This is a genomic window from Agreia sp. Leaf335, assembly GCF_001423605.1.
Classification (GTDB): Bacteria; Actinomycetota; Actinomycetes; order Actinomycetales; family Microbacteriaceae; genus Agreia.
The window spans coordinates 846,785-859,598 of record NZ_LMOQ01000003.1 but is presented as its reverse complement, the minus strand read 5'-3'; the positions used below and the strand labels follow the sequence as shown (position 1 = coordinate 859,598).

General features: G+C 67.2%; 13 protein-coding genes. 3 read left to right on the top strand and 10 right to left on the bottom strand.

Going from position 1 to position 12,814, the window contains the following annotated elements; all coding sequences use genetic code 11:
* Positions 1–25: 25 nt before the first annotated feature.
* From ASF79_RS14385 to ASF79_RS14365, 6 genes are all read right to left on the bottom strand, one after another.
* A complete protein-coding gene (locus ASF79_RS14385; RefSeq protein WP_055855934.1) occupies positions 26–730 on the bottom strand; it encodes a glycosyltransferase in 705 nt (234 codons plus the stop codon).
* Complete coding sequence (locus tag ASF79_RS14380) at positions 727–2,100, bottom strand: bifunctional PIG-L family deacetylase/class I SAM-dependent methyltransferase (protein ID WP_055855931.1); 1,374 nt, start codon at positions 2,098–2,100, stop codon at positions 727–729. Before ASF79_RS14380 ends, ASF79_RS14385 begins: the two co-directional genes overlap by 4 nt.
* Positions 2,097–3,098 (bottom strand): acyl-CoA dehydrogenase family protein, encoded by a 1,002-nt coding sequence (locus ASF79_RS14375; protein ID WP_055855928.1) that lies wholly within the window; start codon positions 3,096–3,098, stop codon positions 2,097–2,099. The genes ASF79_RS14380 and ASF79_RS14375 overlap by 4 nt, the downstream gene beginning before the upstream one ends.
* 111 nt (positions 3,099–3,209) lie before the next feature.
* Positions 3,210–3,383, bottom strand: a complete 174-nt coding sequence (locus tag ASF79_RS17190; protein WP_082466104.1) for a CsbD family protein — start codon at positions 3,381–3,383, stop codon at positions 3,210–3,212.
* 123 nt (positions 3,384–3,506) lie between these two features.
* Positions 3,507–3,728 (bottom strand): hypothetical protein, encoded by a 222-nt coding sequence (locus tag ASF79_RS14370; protein WP_055777636.1) that lies wholly within the window; start codon positions 3,726–3,728, stop codon positions 3,507–3,509.
* A gap of 82 nt (positions 3,729–3,810) precedes the next feature.
* A complete protein-coding gene (locus ASF79_RS14365) occupies positions 3,811–4,257 on the bottom strand; it encodes a hypothetical protein (RefSeq protein ID WP_055777639.1) in 447 nt (148 codons plus the stop codon).
* A gap of 73 nt (positions 4,258–4,330) precedes the next feature.
* On the opposite strand from ASF79_RS14365, the gene ASF79_RS14360 reads away from it, so the two are divergent.
* On the top strand, positions 4,331–5,116 hold the full coding sequence (locus ASF79_RS14360) for a DUF817 domain-containing protein (RefSeq protein ID WP_055856199.1): 786 nt from the start codon (positions 4,331–4,333) through the stop codon (positions 5,114–5,116).
* Here the strand turns inward: ASF79_RS14360 and ASF79_RS14355 are convergent, their stop codons facing one another.
* Genes ASF79_RS14355 through ASF79_RS14345 form a run of 3 tightly spaced genes read right to left on the bottom strand, consistent with a single transcriptional unit; the run spans position 5,117 to position 7,456 of the window.
* A complete protein-coding gene (locus tag ASF79_RS14355; protein WP_055855925.1) occupies positions 5,117–5,917 on the bottom strand; it encodes an amino acid ABC transporter ATP-binding protein in 801 nt (266 codons plus the stop codon).
* Positions 5,904–6,572 (bottom strand): amino acid ABC transporter permease, encoded by a 669-nt coding sequence (locus ASF79_RS14350; protein WP_055777649.1) that lies wholly within the window; start codon positions 6,570–6,572, stop codon positions 5,904–5,906. The genes ASF79_RS14355 and ASF79_RS14350 overlap by 14 nt, the downstream gene beginning before the upstream one ends.
* Positions 6,573–6,625: 53 nt before the next feature.
* Positions 6,626–7,456, bottom strand: a complete 831-nt coding sequence (locus ASF79_RS14345) for an amino acid ABC transporter substrate-binding protein (protein ID WP_055855922.1) — start codon at positions 7,454–7,456, stop codon at positions 6,626–6,628.
* A 211-nt stretch (positions 7,457–7,667) separates the two neighbouring features.
* Here ASF79_RS14345 and cofG point away from each other — a divergent pair, with 211 nt between their 5' ends.
* The gene (gene cofG, locus ASF79_RS14340) at positions 7,668–10,127 is read left to right on the top strand and encodes a 7,8-didemethyl-8-hydroxy-5-deazariboflavin synthase CofG (protein WP_082495913.1); all 2,460 of its coding nucleotides are present in this window, start codon (positions 7,668–7,670) and stop codon (positions 10,125–10,127) included.
* Positions 10,124–12,118, top strand: a complete 1,995-nt coding sequence (locus ASF79_RS14335) for a flavin-containing monooxygenase (RefSeq protein ID WP_235500770.1) — start codon at positions 10,124–10,126, stop codon at positions 12,116–12,118. The genes cofG and ASF79_RS14335 overlap by 4 nt, the downstream gene beginning before the upstream one ends.
* Here the strand turns inward: ASF79_RS14335 and ASF79_RS14330 are convergent.
* Positions 12,115–12,744: a DUF6630 family protein gene (locus ASF79_RS14330; protein ID WP_055855919.1), complete on the bottom strand. Its 630-nt coding sequence runs from the start codon at positions 12,742–12,744 to the stop codon at positions 12,115–12,117. The genes ASF79_RS14335 and ASF79_RS14330 overlap by 4 nt on opposite strands.
* Positions 12,745–12,814: the final 70 nt, after the last annotated feature.

Here is a 12,814-nt window from a genome sequence, read left to right as displayed (position 1 = left end):
GGCGTCTGCGTCGAGAACGCTGCGGTTAGCCCGCCACGGCTCGCAGCACCTCTGCGTACCCGTCGGGCGCACGGCCCAATAGTCGCGATGACGTGAGCACGGCGGCGCGCGCGGTGCTCACGACCTCGAGTCCGAGGTTCTCGAGCGCCGTGACGAACGTCGCGTCTTCCCCCGTCGCTACGGCGGCGAATCCTCCGGCCGCCAGGTAGTGATCGGCTCGCATCCCGAGATTCGCCCCGTGCACATTCCGGTGCGTTTCGCGCAGCGGATGCCGCCGAAGGTAGTGCGCGAGCCGCTCCGCGTCGAGCCCCTCTTCGTCGGGCCGAACGGCCCCCAGCAGGGCGGCGTGCCCCGCCTCTGCCGCCTCCAGCTGCACGCACAACCAGTCGGCCGGCACCGCAGAGTCCGCGTCGGTGTTCGCGATCCAGATGTTCTCGGGCGCTGACGCCGCAGCCGTGAGCGCACGCTCGATGCCACGCGCTCGTGCCACGCCCACCTTTCCTGCAGAGATCGCCACGGCATCGATGCCCGGACGGCGGGCGACGATGCTCGCGGTGGCGTCTGTGCACCGGTCGAGCACAACGACGATGCTCACCTCGGGGCTGTCCAGCGGACGGGTCTCGTGGAGTCGCACCAGCGCCGCCTCGAGCGCGTCGAGGCAGCGATCCATCGTCTTCTCTTCGTCTCGGGCGGGCACGACGACGACGAGCTGCGCGATGCGCACGTTCACGCGAGTCCCTCGGCAGCGGCCACCGACACCGTTCCTGGAGGGCCGAACACGTCGAGGAGAAAGTCGTCATCGGCATAGCCCCCAATGCGCACGAGACCGGCCGAGCGACGGAAGGCCTCGTGCACGTCGTCGCCCCGCATGGGATAGTCGCTGACCGGGTGCCTCCAGTGACACGCGATCACAATGCCTCCGTCGTTCAGGCTGTCAGCGGCGCGGTGCACGAGGTCGTCCAGACGATCCGGAGAGAGGTAGTACCCCACCTCGGACACGACGATCAGGTCGTAGCTCTCGTCGGGCCACTCCTGGGGAAGTGCGCGGCGCTCGAAGCGCACCTCGGACCGGCCTGCCAGGCGTTCTCTCGCGGCATCGAGCGGCGCCTGGGCGATGTCGGTGGCCAGCATGTCGTCGACGCGATCGGCGAGTTCAGCGGTGAGCACGCCGATGGAGCAGCCGATCTCGAGGGCTGTGCCGAAGCGCCGACGCGGGAGGGCAGCGAGCGTGAGAGCGCGTTTGCGCTCCTCGTACCATCTCGTCTCGAAGCCCCACGGATCGGTGCGGCCCTCATAGAAGGTGTCGAAATACCCCTGGGCCAGCGACTCGGCCGACGGCGTCGGTGCGGACTCGCGGGTGACGACGAAGGTCTCGAAGTCACGACGAAAGTGCTCGACGAACGACGAAGAGACGATCGCTTCGTCTCCCGGAGCATCGGAGAGCGGTTCAGTCTGACTGCGGTGGAGCTCGAGCGCCGAGACCTTGGCCGCAACGGCGTCGCTGCTCAGGGCGAGGGTGCGGATCCTGTCCCACGGCCACTCGGCCGAATCCGGCGCGCGCCAGTGCCAGCCCCAGATCGGGTACTCGGCGAGTGTCGCCCCGACGGCGTTCGCCGCCGCACGCGCCGCGTCGCCTGCGGCAGTGTGATCCGGATGCCCGTCGCCGCGCCAGGGCGACGCGATCAGCACTGTGGAATGGTCGCCGATGCAGGCCGTGACCGCGGCTGCGAGAGCGGGAACGTGCTGGCGGAGCTCTCCGTCAGGAAGACCCAGGAGCTGGACCGCGGCCCCTGGCGCCAGAGCATCGATCGCCGCCACGACCTCGGCGCGGCGAATGACGGTGAGGCGCTCCGGGGTGAAGGTCTTCGAGTCGGGATGCGAGCGCTCGCCGGCAGTCGCGACGATCACGACCACGGGAATACCTTCCGCGTGCGCCGTGGCCATGAGTCCTCCCGCTCCGAGCGTCTCGTCGTCGGGATGGGCGGCGACGACGACGAGCAGTTCGACGGCGCGAAGGTCCATCGGCTCGACACCCGCCCAGCCGTCCGCGGAGAGCCAGGCCGAGTTGGTGGTGCCCGCGTCTCGATGGTCGAAGGTCACTTCGCCGACTCCTCTGCGAGGATGCGTCGCCCCAGCGACGCTTCATCACGCTCGGCGTGATGCTGGCGTACATACAGTTCGAGATCCGCAACCCGTCGAGCGTGTTCGACCTCGAGAGCGAGCGGCGCCGGTCCGAGCGAGTGGGCTACGCGGCGGAGTACGTCTTCGACGACAGTTGCGACCACGATACGCACGCGGGCGGCGAGCATCCGGCCCTCGCTGCCCTCGGCCCTGCCGTCGTCGATGCGGCGACCGGCATCCTCCAACGCGGTCCGCGCGGCGAACAGTCCGGCGTCGACGGCGCCGAGGTGCATCAGCGCGATCTGATCGGGCTCCCGGTTCGCAGAGTGCGCACCCGTCAGCAGCCGACGCGCGAGGCCTTCGGCGCCTCCGAGCCAGCACGCCGCCACGCCGATCCCGCCCCAGGCGAATCCAGGCCGATCGAGGTACCAGTCGTCGGCCCCGACGGGCGACGCGACGACATCGTCGAAGTCGACCGAGCCGCTCGGCACTCCCTGCAGGCCCAGCGCGACCCATTCACCGCTGCGCACCGTCACGCCGGCGGCACGGAGGTCTACCTCGAACAACCGCCGATGCCCACCAGCGGTGTGCGCGGTCACCAGAGCACGATCGAGCAGCTGGGCCATCGAGCACCACGGCTTCGTTCCCGACAGACGGAAGCCGCCCTCGACTTCCTCGGCATCGAGACGCACTCCCGGACCCTCGGCGGCGAATACTCCCCAGCCGCCGGCCTGCGGTTCGTGACCCGCCTCGGCGAGGATCGCACGAGCATCCAGATGAGCCTCGACGACCCGCGCCGCGGTGAGATCTGCGCGACCCAGCGCACGGAACAGCTCGAACAGAGCCGGCGTCTCGCCGGATGCCGGGCTGGGCGTGGCGTCGCCGATCATCAGAGCGAGATCTACGGCCCGCTGTGCGTCGCCGGCGACATCCGCGGCCCTGCCTGCCCAGGATTCGAGGGATTCAGCGACGGTCACCCGGTACTCCTTGCGTCAAGAAAAACTCCCCATTCCAGACGAATGCCGGGGCACCTGTGGTACCCCGGCATTCCGGTCGTTGTGTGTCAGCCTCTGGCTGCGCGAAGACCGTCAGTGCTTGAAAGCGTCTTTGACGTTCTCTCCGGCCTTACGGGCATCGGCGCCCACCTGGTCGGCTTTGCCTTCGGCTTCGAGTCGCTCGTTGTCTGTGACCTTGCCCGTGGCTTCCTTCGCCTTACCGGCTACGTCGGTTGCGGCGTTCTTGACTTTGTCGTCGAGTCCCATGGCATCCACCTTTCGTCATGCCGGAATCTTTGTGAATTCCGACGTGACTTTTACGCTACGCCTCGAGCCACCCGGGCGGGTGGGGCTTGTGATGCCTCCGGTGATCCGTTAGACACCGACTGGTCAGTTGGGGATCTCGCCGGGAGCGTCACCGACCAGTTCGTACGAGACCGGTTCGGGCGTCACCGGGACCACCAGCTTCCAGACCCTCTCCTGAGCCTCGCCCTCGACGTCGAAGACCTCGACGATCGTCTCGCGCGGCTTGCCGTCGACGAAGTTCTCGACGGTTTCCTTGCCTTCTGAAAGCCCGCCTGATTGAAGCAGTGCACGATACGTGTCAGCCATGGAATCCAACCCCTTCGTCGATTCCGGAAAGAGTTCCGGTTGCTCTCAGTGTCACGGATCGAGCGGTCCCGCGTCCAGCCCCTCAGATCGCCGCGCTGGATGCTGTCACCAGCGTGAGCACGGCCCGACCGTATGCTTCGGCCGGGTCGGCAGCCAGGTGACTCGACGGCACACCCCGAAAGACGATGTCGACGCGATACTCCGGCGCCGCGTCCTCCGAGGTCTCCAGGCGCACGAGCGAACGGAACGCGCCGCGAAGCATGTCGCGAAGCTGGTCTTCGCGGGGCAGCCACAGCGCCTCGTGCAGCTCGACCGAGTCGAGAGCCCACTCGGTCGTACCGTTGAAGCCGAGGATCGTGCCCGTGGGGTAGTGCTGCGCTTCGATGGTCATGTCGCTCACGGTGAAGACCTCGGCATCGAGAGCCTCCGGATCGAAGGCCGGAGTATCGATCGAGAATCGGTCCCCCGACGACGGCTTCCACACGAGGCCGGCGTCGCGCAGCGATCGGGCGAGTTCGACGGTGATCATGCAGCCATTATCGCTGGGCCGCCTGAACCGGAGACTCAGAGAGACCGGCCCCCACCCGCGCTATGCTCCGGCGATGACCACAACGACAGCGAGGGCGGGCTCTCTGCTGCTCGATCTGCTGGACTTCGGCGTCAAGCAGGCCCTATCGTGCCTGTTCGCCGTCTCGATCGTCGCCGGCCTGGCGATCACCCACTTCGTCGACTTCGGGCTGGCCCGCTACGACACGATGCTCGTCTGGTGCATCATCGTGCAGATCGTGCTCCTTGCGACCAGGATCGAGACGCGCGACGAACTGCTCGTCATCTGCGTGTTCCACCTGCTCGGCCTCGCTCTCGAGGTCTTCAAGGTCGCGGTCGGCTCGTGGAGCTACCCCGACGAAGGGGTGCTTCGCATCGGCGACGTTCCCATCTACAGCGGGTTCATGTACGCGGCGATCGCGAGCTACATCTGCCAGGCATGGCGCAGATTCGATCTCGACATCGACGCGGTGCCGATGATTCCCACGATGATCACGGCCATCCTCTTCTACGTGAACTTCTTCACCAATCACTGGCTGCCCGACGCGCGCTGGCCACTGCTCATCGTGGTCGCGGTGCTGATGCGCAGAACGTGGGTGCGCTTCACGGTGCGCCAGACGGTCTACCGGATGCCGCTGCTCGTGTCGTTCCTGCTCATCGGCTTCTTCATCTGGTTCGTCGAGAACGTCGCGACGATGCTCGGGGCCTGGAGTTACCCGGGCCAGGAGGCCGGATGGACCCTCGTGCACGCGAGCAAGATCGGCTCGTGGATGGTGCTGGTGATCTTCAGCTTCATGCTCGTGCTCTGGTTCAAGCAGCGCAAGAAGTCTCTCGTCGACTGACTACCGGTCGAGAAGGCGGTGCAGGAACTGCTTCGTGCGCGCCTCGCGGGGATTCTGCAGCACCTCCGAAGGCGGGCCCGACTCGACCACGACGCCGCCGTCCATGAACACGATCGTGTCGGCCACGTGCGAGGCGAAGGTCAGCTCGTGCGTCACGAGCACCATCGTCCACCCTTCCGTCGCGAGCTCTCGGATGACGTCGAGAACGTCTCCGACGAGCTCTGGATCGAGCGCCGAGGTGGGCTCGTCGAAGAGCAGCAGCTGCGGCTTGAGCGCCAGAGCGCGAACGATCCCCACCCGCTGCTGTTGGCCGCCCGACAGCTCGAACGGATACGCATCGGCCTTCGCGCCGAGACCCACGCGCTCGAGCAGCGCACGAGCATCCGCCGTCGCCTCGGCCTTCTTCCGTTTCTGCACCTGTACCGGGCCCTCGATGACGTTCTCGAGAACCGTGCGGTGCGGAAAGAGGTTGAACTGCTGGAACACCATGGCGGAGCGGTCTCGCAGCGATGCAAGCTGTCTCTTCGAGGGACTCTGCGAGAAGTCGACGACGTCGCCACCCGAGAATTCGACCGTTCCTGCCTCGGGCACTTCGAGGCCGTTCAGCGATCGCAGCACGGTGGTCTTGCCAGACCCGGACGGGCCGATCAGGGCCACGACATCACCGCGCGGCACGGTGAGATCGATCGACTTGAGTACCTCGACGTCGCCGAAGCTCTTGCGGATGCCGCGGGCCGTGAGGAGGGGGGCGACGGTGGCGGCGTCGGCGGCCTCCGGCATCAGGGGGTCAGTGGGCGACATAGCGGTCCAACCTCTTCTCGAGCACGGACTGGGCGCTCGAGAGCACGAGACAGATCACCCAGTAGACGACGGCGGCCTCGATGTAGAGCGCCATGAACTCCTGGCTGAACGCCGCGATCTGCTGCGCCTGCCTGAAGAGCTCGGTCACCAGGATCAGCGACGCGAGCGAGGTGTCTTTGACGAGGCTGATGAAGGTGTTCGACAGCGGAGGGACGGAGACTCGAGCGGCCTGCGGCAGGATGACCCGCACGAGTGTCTGCGCCCTCGACATGCCGATCGTGTATCCGGCCTCCCACTGTCCCTTCGGAACAGAGAGGATGGCCGCCCTGATCACCTCGGCCGCGTAGCCGCCCACGTTCAGAGAGAAGGCGATGATGGCGCTCGGCCACGGGTCGACGAGAATGCCGATCGACGGCAGGCCGTAGAAGATCACGAACAGCTGCACCAGCAGCGGCGTGCCTCTGATGATCGAGATGTACCCGCGGGCGAGGCCCGACACGATGAGGATGCGCGAGAGCCGCATCAGCGCGATACCGAGGGCGATGATCAGCCCCAGCACGAAGGACATCAGCGCGAGCGGGATGGTGCCGGTGAGCGCCCCTCCCACGATCGGGAGGAGCGATCGCAGCAGCAGATCCCACAGCGATTCGGTCATTCGTCAATCCTCCCGCACCGGGGCGTCATCGATCGACCCTTTTCGCTACAGCCTTACTGCGTGACGTCGCTTCCGAAGTACTTGTCGGAGATCTCCGCCAGCGTTCCGTCGGCACGGACGTCGTCGAGCGCCTTGTCGACGGCCTGCTGCAGCTCGGTGTTTCCCTTGGCGAAGACGAAGGCGTTGAGCGAGGGGTCATCTGTCTCGGCCGCGATCTTGAGACCGGTGTCGCCCTTCTGCTTCTGGTAGTCGAGGAAGGTGAGGTTGTCGTTCACCGTCGCGTCGACGCGACCCTGCTCGAGTAGCGCCACGGCCTGGGCCCATCCCTCGACGGCCTCGACATTCGCGCCGCTCTTCTGGGCCAGTTCGTACCAGTTGCTGGTCAGCGACTGCGCCGTGGTCTTGCCCGACAGGTCGGCGAACGACGTGATGTCGGAGTTGTCATTCTTCACGACGATGACCCCGGGGCTCACGGTGTAGGGCTCGGAGAAGTCGTACTTCGCGGTGCGCTCGTCGTTGATCGAGACCTGGTTGGCGATCACGTCGAAGCGTCCGGCTTCGAGGCCCGCGAAGATCGCGTCCCACTGGGTCTCCTCGAACTTCACCTTCACGCCGAGCTTGTCGGCGACGGCGCTGATGATCTCGACGTCGTAGCCGGTGATGTCTCCCGTGCCGTCTTCGTGGTAGCTGAACGGCCGGTACGTGCCCTCGGTGCCGACCGTGAGGACTCCGGCCTCCTGGATCGCGGCCAGCGAGTTGGCCTTCAGCTTGCCCTCGCTCGTGGCGCCGTCGGATGTCGACGACGGGCTCGCGCATGCGCCCAAAGCAAGAGTTGCGGCTGCGGCGAGCGAGACGAGCGCGACGAGGGAGGAGGAGCGTTTCACGGGTGATCCTTTGCTGTGTGACTGAGGTGTTCAGGGTAGCCAGCGCTCGAGGCCCCTCGAAAATTCCGTGACGCCGCATGACGGTGAAGGCGAGAATCGGGGCTCGGCGCCGCGCGTATAGTTGAAGGCAATCAGCGCGCGGGCCTGGATTTGGGCTCAGCGGCACTCTGTCGAGTGCCGGTTCCACCCCTCCCCTCGCAGAAAGACGCTGATGACAGACGCTTCACCCGCCCCCGCGATCTCCGAGATTCAGGATGCGCTGGGTCGCGTCGAGCGCGACGCCCGCGTGTCGCAGGCCGATGCGGAACTTCTCTTCTCCGCTCGTGGCGACGAGCTCGATCGGCTGCTCGCCGTATCGACGCGGCTGCGCGACGAGGGGCTCGACAGCTCGGGTCGGCGCGGCATCATCACCTACTCCAAAAAGGTCTTCATCCCGGTCACGCACCTGTGCCAGGACCGCTGCCACTACTGCATCTTCGTCGAGACCCCCAACAAGCTGGCCACCAAGGGCAAGCCCATCTACATGTCTCCCGACGAGATCCTCGAGGTGGCCAGAGCCGGCGCGGCCCTCGGCTGCAAAGAGGCGTTGTTCACGGTCGGCGACCGCCCGGAGAACCGCTGGCCGGTGGCGCGCGAGTGGCTCGATGCCCACGGCTACGCCTCGACCATCGACTACATCAGGGCGATGGCGATTCTCGTGCTCGAGGAGACGGGTCTGCTTCCGCACCTGAACCCGGGGGTCATGTCGTGGAGCGAGCTTCAGGCGCTTCGGCCGGTCGCGCCGTCGATGGGAATGATGCTCGAGACCACCGCCACGAGGCTGTGGTCGGAGAAGGGTGGCGTGCACTACGGCTCACCCGATAAGGATCCGGCCCTCAGGCTCCGCGTTCTCGACGACGCGGGCCGGTCGAAGGTTCCGTTCACCACGGGAGTGCTGCTGGGCATCGGCGAGAACAATGCCGAACGCGCGGAGGCGCTCTTCGAGATCCGCGCCTCGCACGACCGCCACGGGCACATTCAAGAGACCATCGTTCAGAACTTCCGCGCGAAGCCGCGGACTGCCATGCAGAACGAGGTCGACCTCGCGCTGCAGGAGTACGTTGCCGCCGTCGCCGTCGCCCGCGTCGTGATGGGCCCCGACGCGACGATCCAGGCCCCGCCGAACCTCACCGATGCGCACGAGTTGGGATTGCTGCTGCGCGCGGGAATCGACGATTGGGGCGGAGTGAGTCCGCTCACCGCCGACCACGTCAACCCCGAGCGCCCCTGGCCCGAGCTCGACACCCTCGCGGCGCTGACGTCAGACGCCGGATTCGAACTGCGCGAACGGCTGACCGCGCATCCGCAGTTCGTGCTCGAGCCCGAAGAGTGGATCGATGAGCGCATCAGGCCGCATGTCGACGCGCTGTCCGCGCCGTCGGGCCTCGCCGAAGAAGACGCGCCCGTCATCGGTCGCCCCTGGGGCCGCGCGCTCGACACGTCGAAGGCCCGTTCCCTGAGCCTGTCGAAGGGAACGCCCGCGAACGCTGCCATCCTCGCCGCTTCGAACGCCCCCGCCGCCCTCTCAGACGCTCACTACCTCGAGCTCCTCGGGGCATCGGGCGCAGAACTCGACGCTCTCACATCACTGGCCGACGACATCCGTCGCGACGCCGTGGGCGACGACGTCACCTTTGTGATCAACCGCAACATCGACTCCTCGCTCTACGGCGTCGACCCCGAGAGGGGTGGACTGAGCGTCGAGACGATCGGCGAGCTCGCCGACGAAGCGACTGCGCTGGGGGCGACCGAGCTGTGTGTGCAGGGCTCGGTCGCCGCCCACATGCCCGCCACGGCATATCTCGATATCGTGCGCGCGATCAGAGCCCGGCAGCCCGGACTGCACGTGCACGCCTACCGCCCGACCGAGATCGCCGACGGGGCACGCCGCCTCGGCCTGCCCCTCGGCGAGTATCTGCTGGCACTGCGCGAAGCGGGTGTCGACAGCGTTCCGGGAACCGGAGCTCGCATCCTCGACGACGACGTGCGTCGCGTGCTCAGCGAGGGCGGGGACCCGCCCGCCTCCGAGTGGATCGCCTCGATGACGGCTGCACATCGAGCGGGACTCCGCTCGACCTCGACCATGATCTACGGCCATGTCGAGACCCCGATTCAGCAGCTGGCGCATCTGCGCGCACTCGCACGCCTTCACGACGAGACGGGCGGTTTCACCGAGTTCATCCCCATGCCCTACGTGCGACTGGATGCGCCGGCGAGCGTCACCAGGATCGCCGGACCAGGCCCGGATGCCCGGCAGACCCGTGCTCTGCACGCCGTCGCACGACTGCTGCTGCACGGACGCATCGACCACGTACAAGCGGCTTGGACGAAGCTCGGACTGGCCGAGAGCCAGGCGGTGCTGACCGGCGGCGCCGACGACCTGGGCGGCCTTCTTCTCGACGGAACGGCCAAGCCGGAGGCCGGAGCCGAAGCGCATCGCTCGCTCACCATCGCCGACCTCGAGCGTACGGCCAGTGAGATCGGGCGCGGCGTGCGGCAGCGCACAACGAGCTACGGTTCTCCGACGGCCGAGCAGCTGGCGTTCGCACGGCGAGCGGATGCGCCTCCCGCGACGCGGCTTCAGCTGCCGATCTCCGAGCGCCGCGGCGCGCTCCTCGCCGTTCGCTCATGACGCAGCCCTCGGGGCGCTCGACGATCGTTCTGCTCGGCGCGCCGGGAAGCGACGAGGACATGGCTTTTCTCGCTCCCATGTTGGCACGCACCCGCCACGTGATCGCGCTCGATCCGATCGCACTCTCGGGCGGGTGCTCCGAAGACGGTGCACCCGCACTGACCAGGGCAGGTGACGAATGCTGCCTGATCGCGATCGGGGCGCACGCCGACGCCGCGATCCAGGCGGCGCGCCGCGCGCCCGGTCGCATCACTCGAATTGTGCTCATCGATCCCGAGTACGCCGATGCTGCACCCGAGACCGACGTGCTCGGCGGGCCCGATGTGCTGATTCTTGCCTCGGAAGAGCGGGGCCTCGACGACGTTCGCCGCGCATTGCGGGAACAACCGGCACGCATCCTGAGCCTGATCGAGGAGTTCCTCGACGACGCTCCCCCGCGGCCCGTCGGCCGGAGCACGACCACCGGCGCGCAGACGTCGTTCGGGCCGCCCGACGTGACCGAGATCGACACCGTCACCGAGATCGACACCGTGATCGTCGGTGCCGGGTTCGCGGGGCTCGGCGCGGGCATCCGGCTGAAGCGTCGGGGCGATGCGTCATTTGTGATCCTCGAGCGCGCACACGACGTGGGCGGAACGTGGCGCGACAACACGTACCCCGGTGTCGCCTGCGACATTCCCTCGCACCTGTATTCGTTCTCGTTTCTGCCGAACCCCGACTGGTCGAGCTTCTTCGCCAGCGGCAGCGAGATCCACGACTACCTGCGCGACGCCGTGCGCTCGGAGGGCCTCGAACCGCATCTGCGACTGGGGTCGGAGGTGCTCGAGATGCGCTGGCTCGCCGACGAACTGCGCTGGCGGGTGACGACGAGCTCGAGTGAGTTCGTGTGCCGAACGCTCATCGTGGCCGCCGGGCGACTCTCGGATGCCCGCATGCCCGGCGTCGCCGGGCTCGGCTCCTTCACCGGCCCCGTCATGCACTCGTCGGCATGGGACGACTCCGTCGAGCTGGGCGACCGACGCATCGGGGTCGTGGGAACGGGAGCGTCAGCAGCCCAGTTGATTCCCCGGCTCGCGCGCCTCTCCTCGAGTGTCGTCGTCTTCCAGCGCAGCGCGCCCTATGTCGTTCCTCGTCCCGATCACGACTACTCCCCCGAAGAGCAACGAGACTTCGCCGACCCGATCGCTCACGCGGCGATGCGCGACGACCTCTTCTGGGGCGCAGAGACGGCTTTCGCCGAACGGATGCGTCTGCCCGGTTTCATCGATCGGCTGCGCGATCGTGCACTCGGTCACCTCGAGAGCCAGGTCGCCGACCCTGCCGTGCGAGCCGCCGCCACACCCGACTACGAGATCGGTTGCAAGCGCGTGATCATCTCGAACGACTACTACCCGGCGCTCTCCTCCACCTCGGTCACCCTCGAGCCGTCGGCGTTGCGCTCGGTCTCCGGTAGCGTCGCGACATCGGCCGATGGCGCACGATTCGAACTCGATGTGCTGGTGTTCGCCACCGGATTCGAGTCGACCCGGCCGCCTTTCGCGAGACGTACCTTCGGGGCCGACGGAGTGCGCCTCTCCGAGGTGTGGTCAGCCGGCATGCGCGCCCACGCGTCCACTGCCGTGCACGGCTTTCCGAACATGTTCGTGCTCGACGGACCCAATGCGAGCCTCGGCCACAACAGCGCCATCGTGATGATCGAGGCGCAGATCGACTATGTGCTGGCGGCACTCGATCACCGCGACGCCGAGGGTATCGACGCTCTCGATGCCTCGCTCGAGGCACAGGATGCCTACACTCGCGAGATCGACGCCAAGGCCGCGTCGACCGTGTGGCTGACCGGTGGATGCGAGAGCTGGTACGTCGATGTGCGCAGCAGACGGCTGACCCTGCTCTGGCCCGATTTCGCGTACGCCTTCCAACGACGCCTGTCGCGTTTCGACGCCGAGAACTACGACGTCGTCGCTGCGCGTCGACACGTCTGCACCCTCTAGAGCTCGATGCCGCCGTCGTAGTCTCGACCACCGGAATGCCGCGCGTGCTCCGTGGTCATCACGTCGACGCGATGCCCCAGCTCTGCCGCGAGCGCCACGACGCGATCTCGCTTGGCGCTCTCAACGAGAACGATCGTGTACGAATCGGAGTCGATGCCGAAGACGAGCAGTACGAGGCCCGCCGGGGCGAGCAGCGCGTTCGCCCGCAGCATGCCGAACGTGAGGTGCGCATCCGCGTCGTCGACAGACTGCAGGTCGACGCCGCTCGAGAGCACCGCGCTCATGCGGCTCAGGGCCCACGCCAGCTCCGCGGCATTGTCCTTCCAGTCGAGCTCATGTGCCAGCTCGTTCTCGATCAGCCAGTCGACGAGGGCGAACCACGGGTCGACATCGTCGTCTTCGAGGCCTCGGTTCTCGGCCTCCGCGGCGTGCAGCTCGAGGTACGCGGATGGAGCCGAGTAGGCCTGCAGCACCACCTCCGCCAGCCCGGCGTCCGGCGAGAGCAGCTGCGAGAGCTCGCGCCAGCGTGCGGCATCGTCGTCGTCGGAGGAATGTCGTTGGGGCGCCGCGTCCTGCTGCCGAGTCTCGTCCGAACCCGATGCGCGGCGGAACGGATTCCATGCCATGACCGGCCTCCTCCCCTCGCACGCCCTTGCACTCTCAGCCTGACAGCCCGAGACCGTACGCGCATCCCCC

Bases quoted from the DNA above. Each gene is read 5' to 3' on its own strand.
- ASF79_RS17190 (WP_082466104.1), bottom strand. From the start codon at position 3,383: ATGGGACTCGACGACAAAGTCAAGAACGCCGCAACCGACGTAGCCGGT.
- ASF79_RS14370 (WP_055777636.1), bottom strand. From the start codon at position 3,728: ATGGCTGACACGTATCGTGCACTGCTTCAATCAGGCGGGCTTTCAGAA.
- ASF79_RS14365 (WP_055777639.1), bottom strand. From the start codon at position 4,257: ATGATCACCGTCGAACTCGCCCGATCGCTGCGCGACGCCGGCCTCGTG.
- ASF79_RS14360 (WP_055856199.1), top strand. From the start codon at position 4,331: ATGACCACAACGACAGCGAGGGCGGGCTCTCTGCTGCTCGATCTGCTG.
- ASF79_RS14355 (WP_055855925.1), bottom strand. From the start codon at position 5,917: ATGTCGCCCACTGACCCCCTGATGCCGGAGGCCGCCGACGCCGCCACC.
- ASF79_RS14350 (WP_055777649.1), bottom strand. From the start codon at position 6,572: ATGACCGAATCGCTGTGGGATCTGCTGCTGCGATCGCTCCTCCCGATC.
- cofG (WP_082495913.1), top strand. From the start codon at position 7,668: ATGACAGACGCTTCACCCGCCCCCGCGATCTCCGAGATTCAGGATGCG.
- ASF79_RS14335 (WP_235500770.1), top strand. From the start codon at position 10,124: ATGACGCAGCCCTCGGGGCGCTCGACGATCGTTCTGCTCGGCGCGCCG.
- ASF79_RS14330 (WP_055855919.1), bottom strand. From the start codon at position 12,744: ATGGCATGGAATCCGTTCCGCCGCGCATCGGGTTCGGACGAGACTCGG.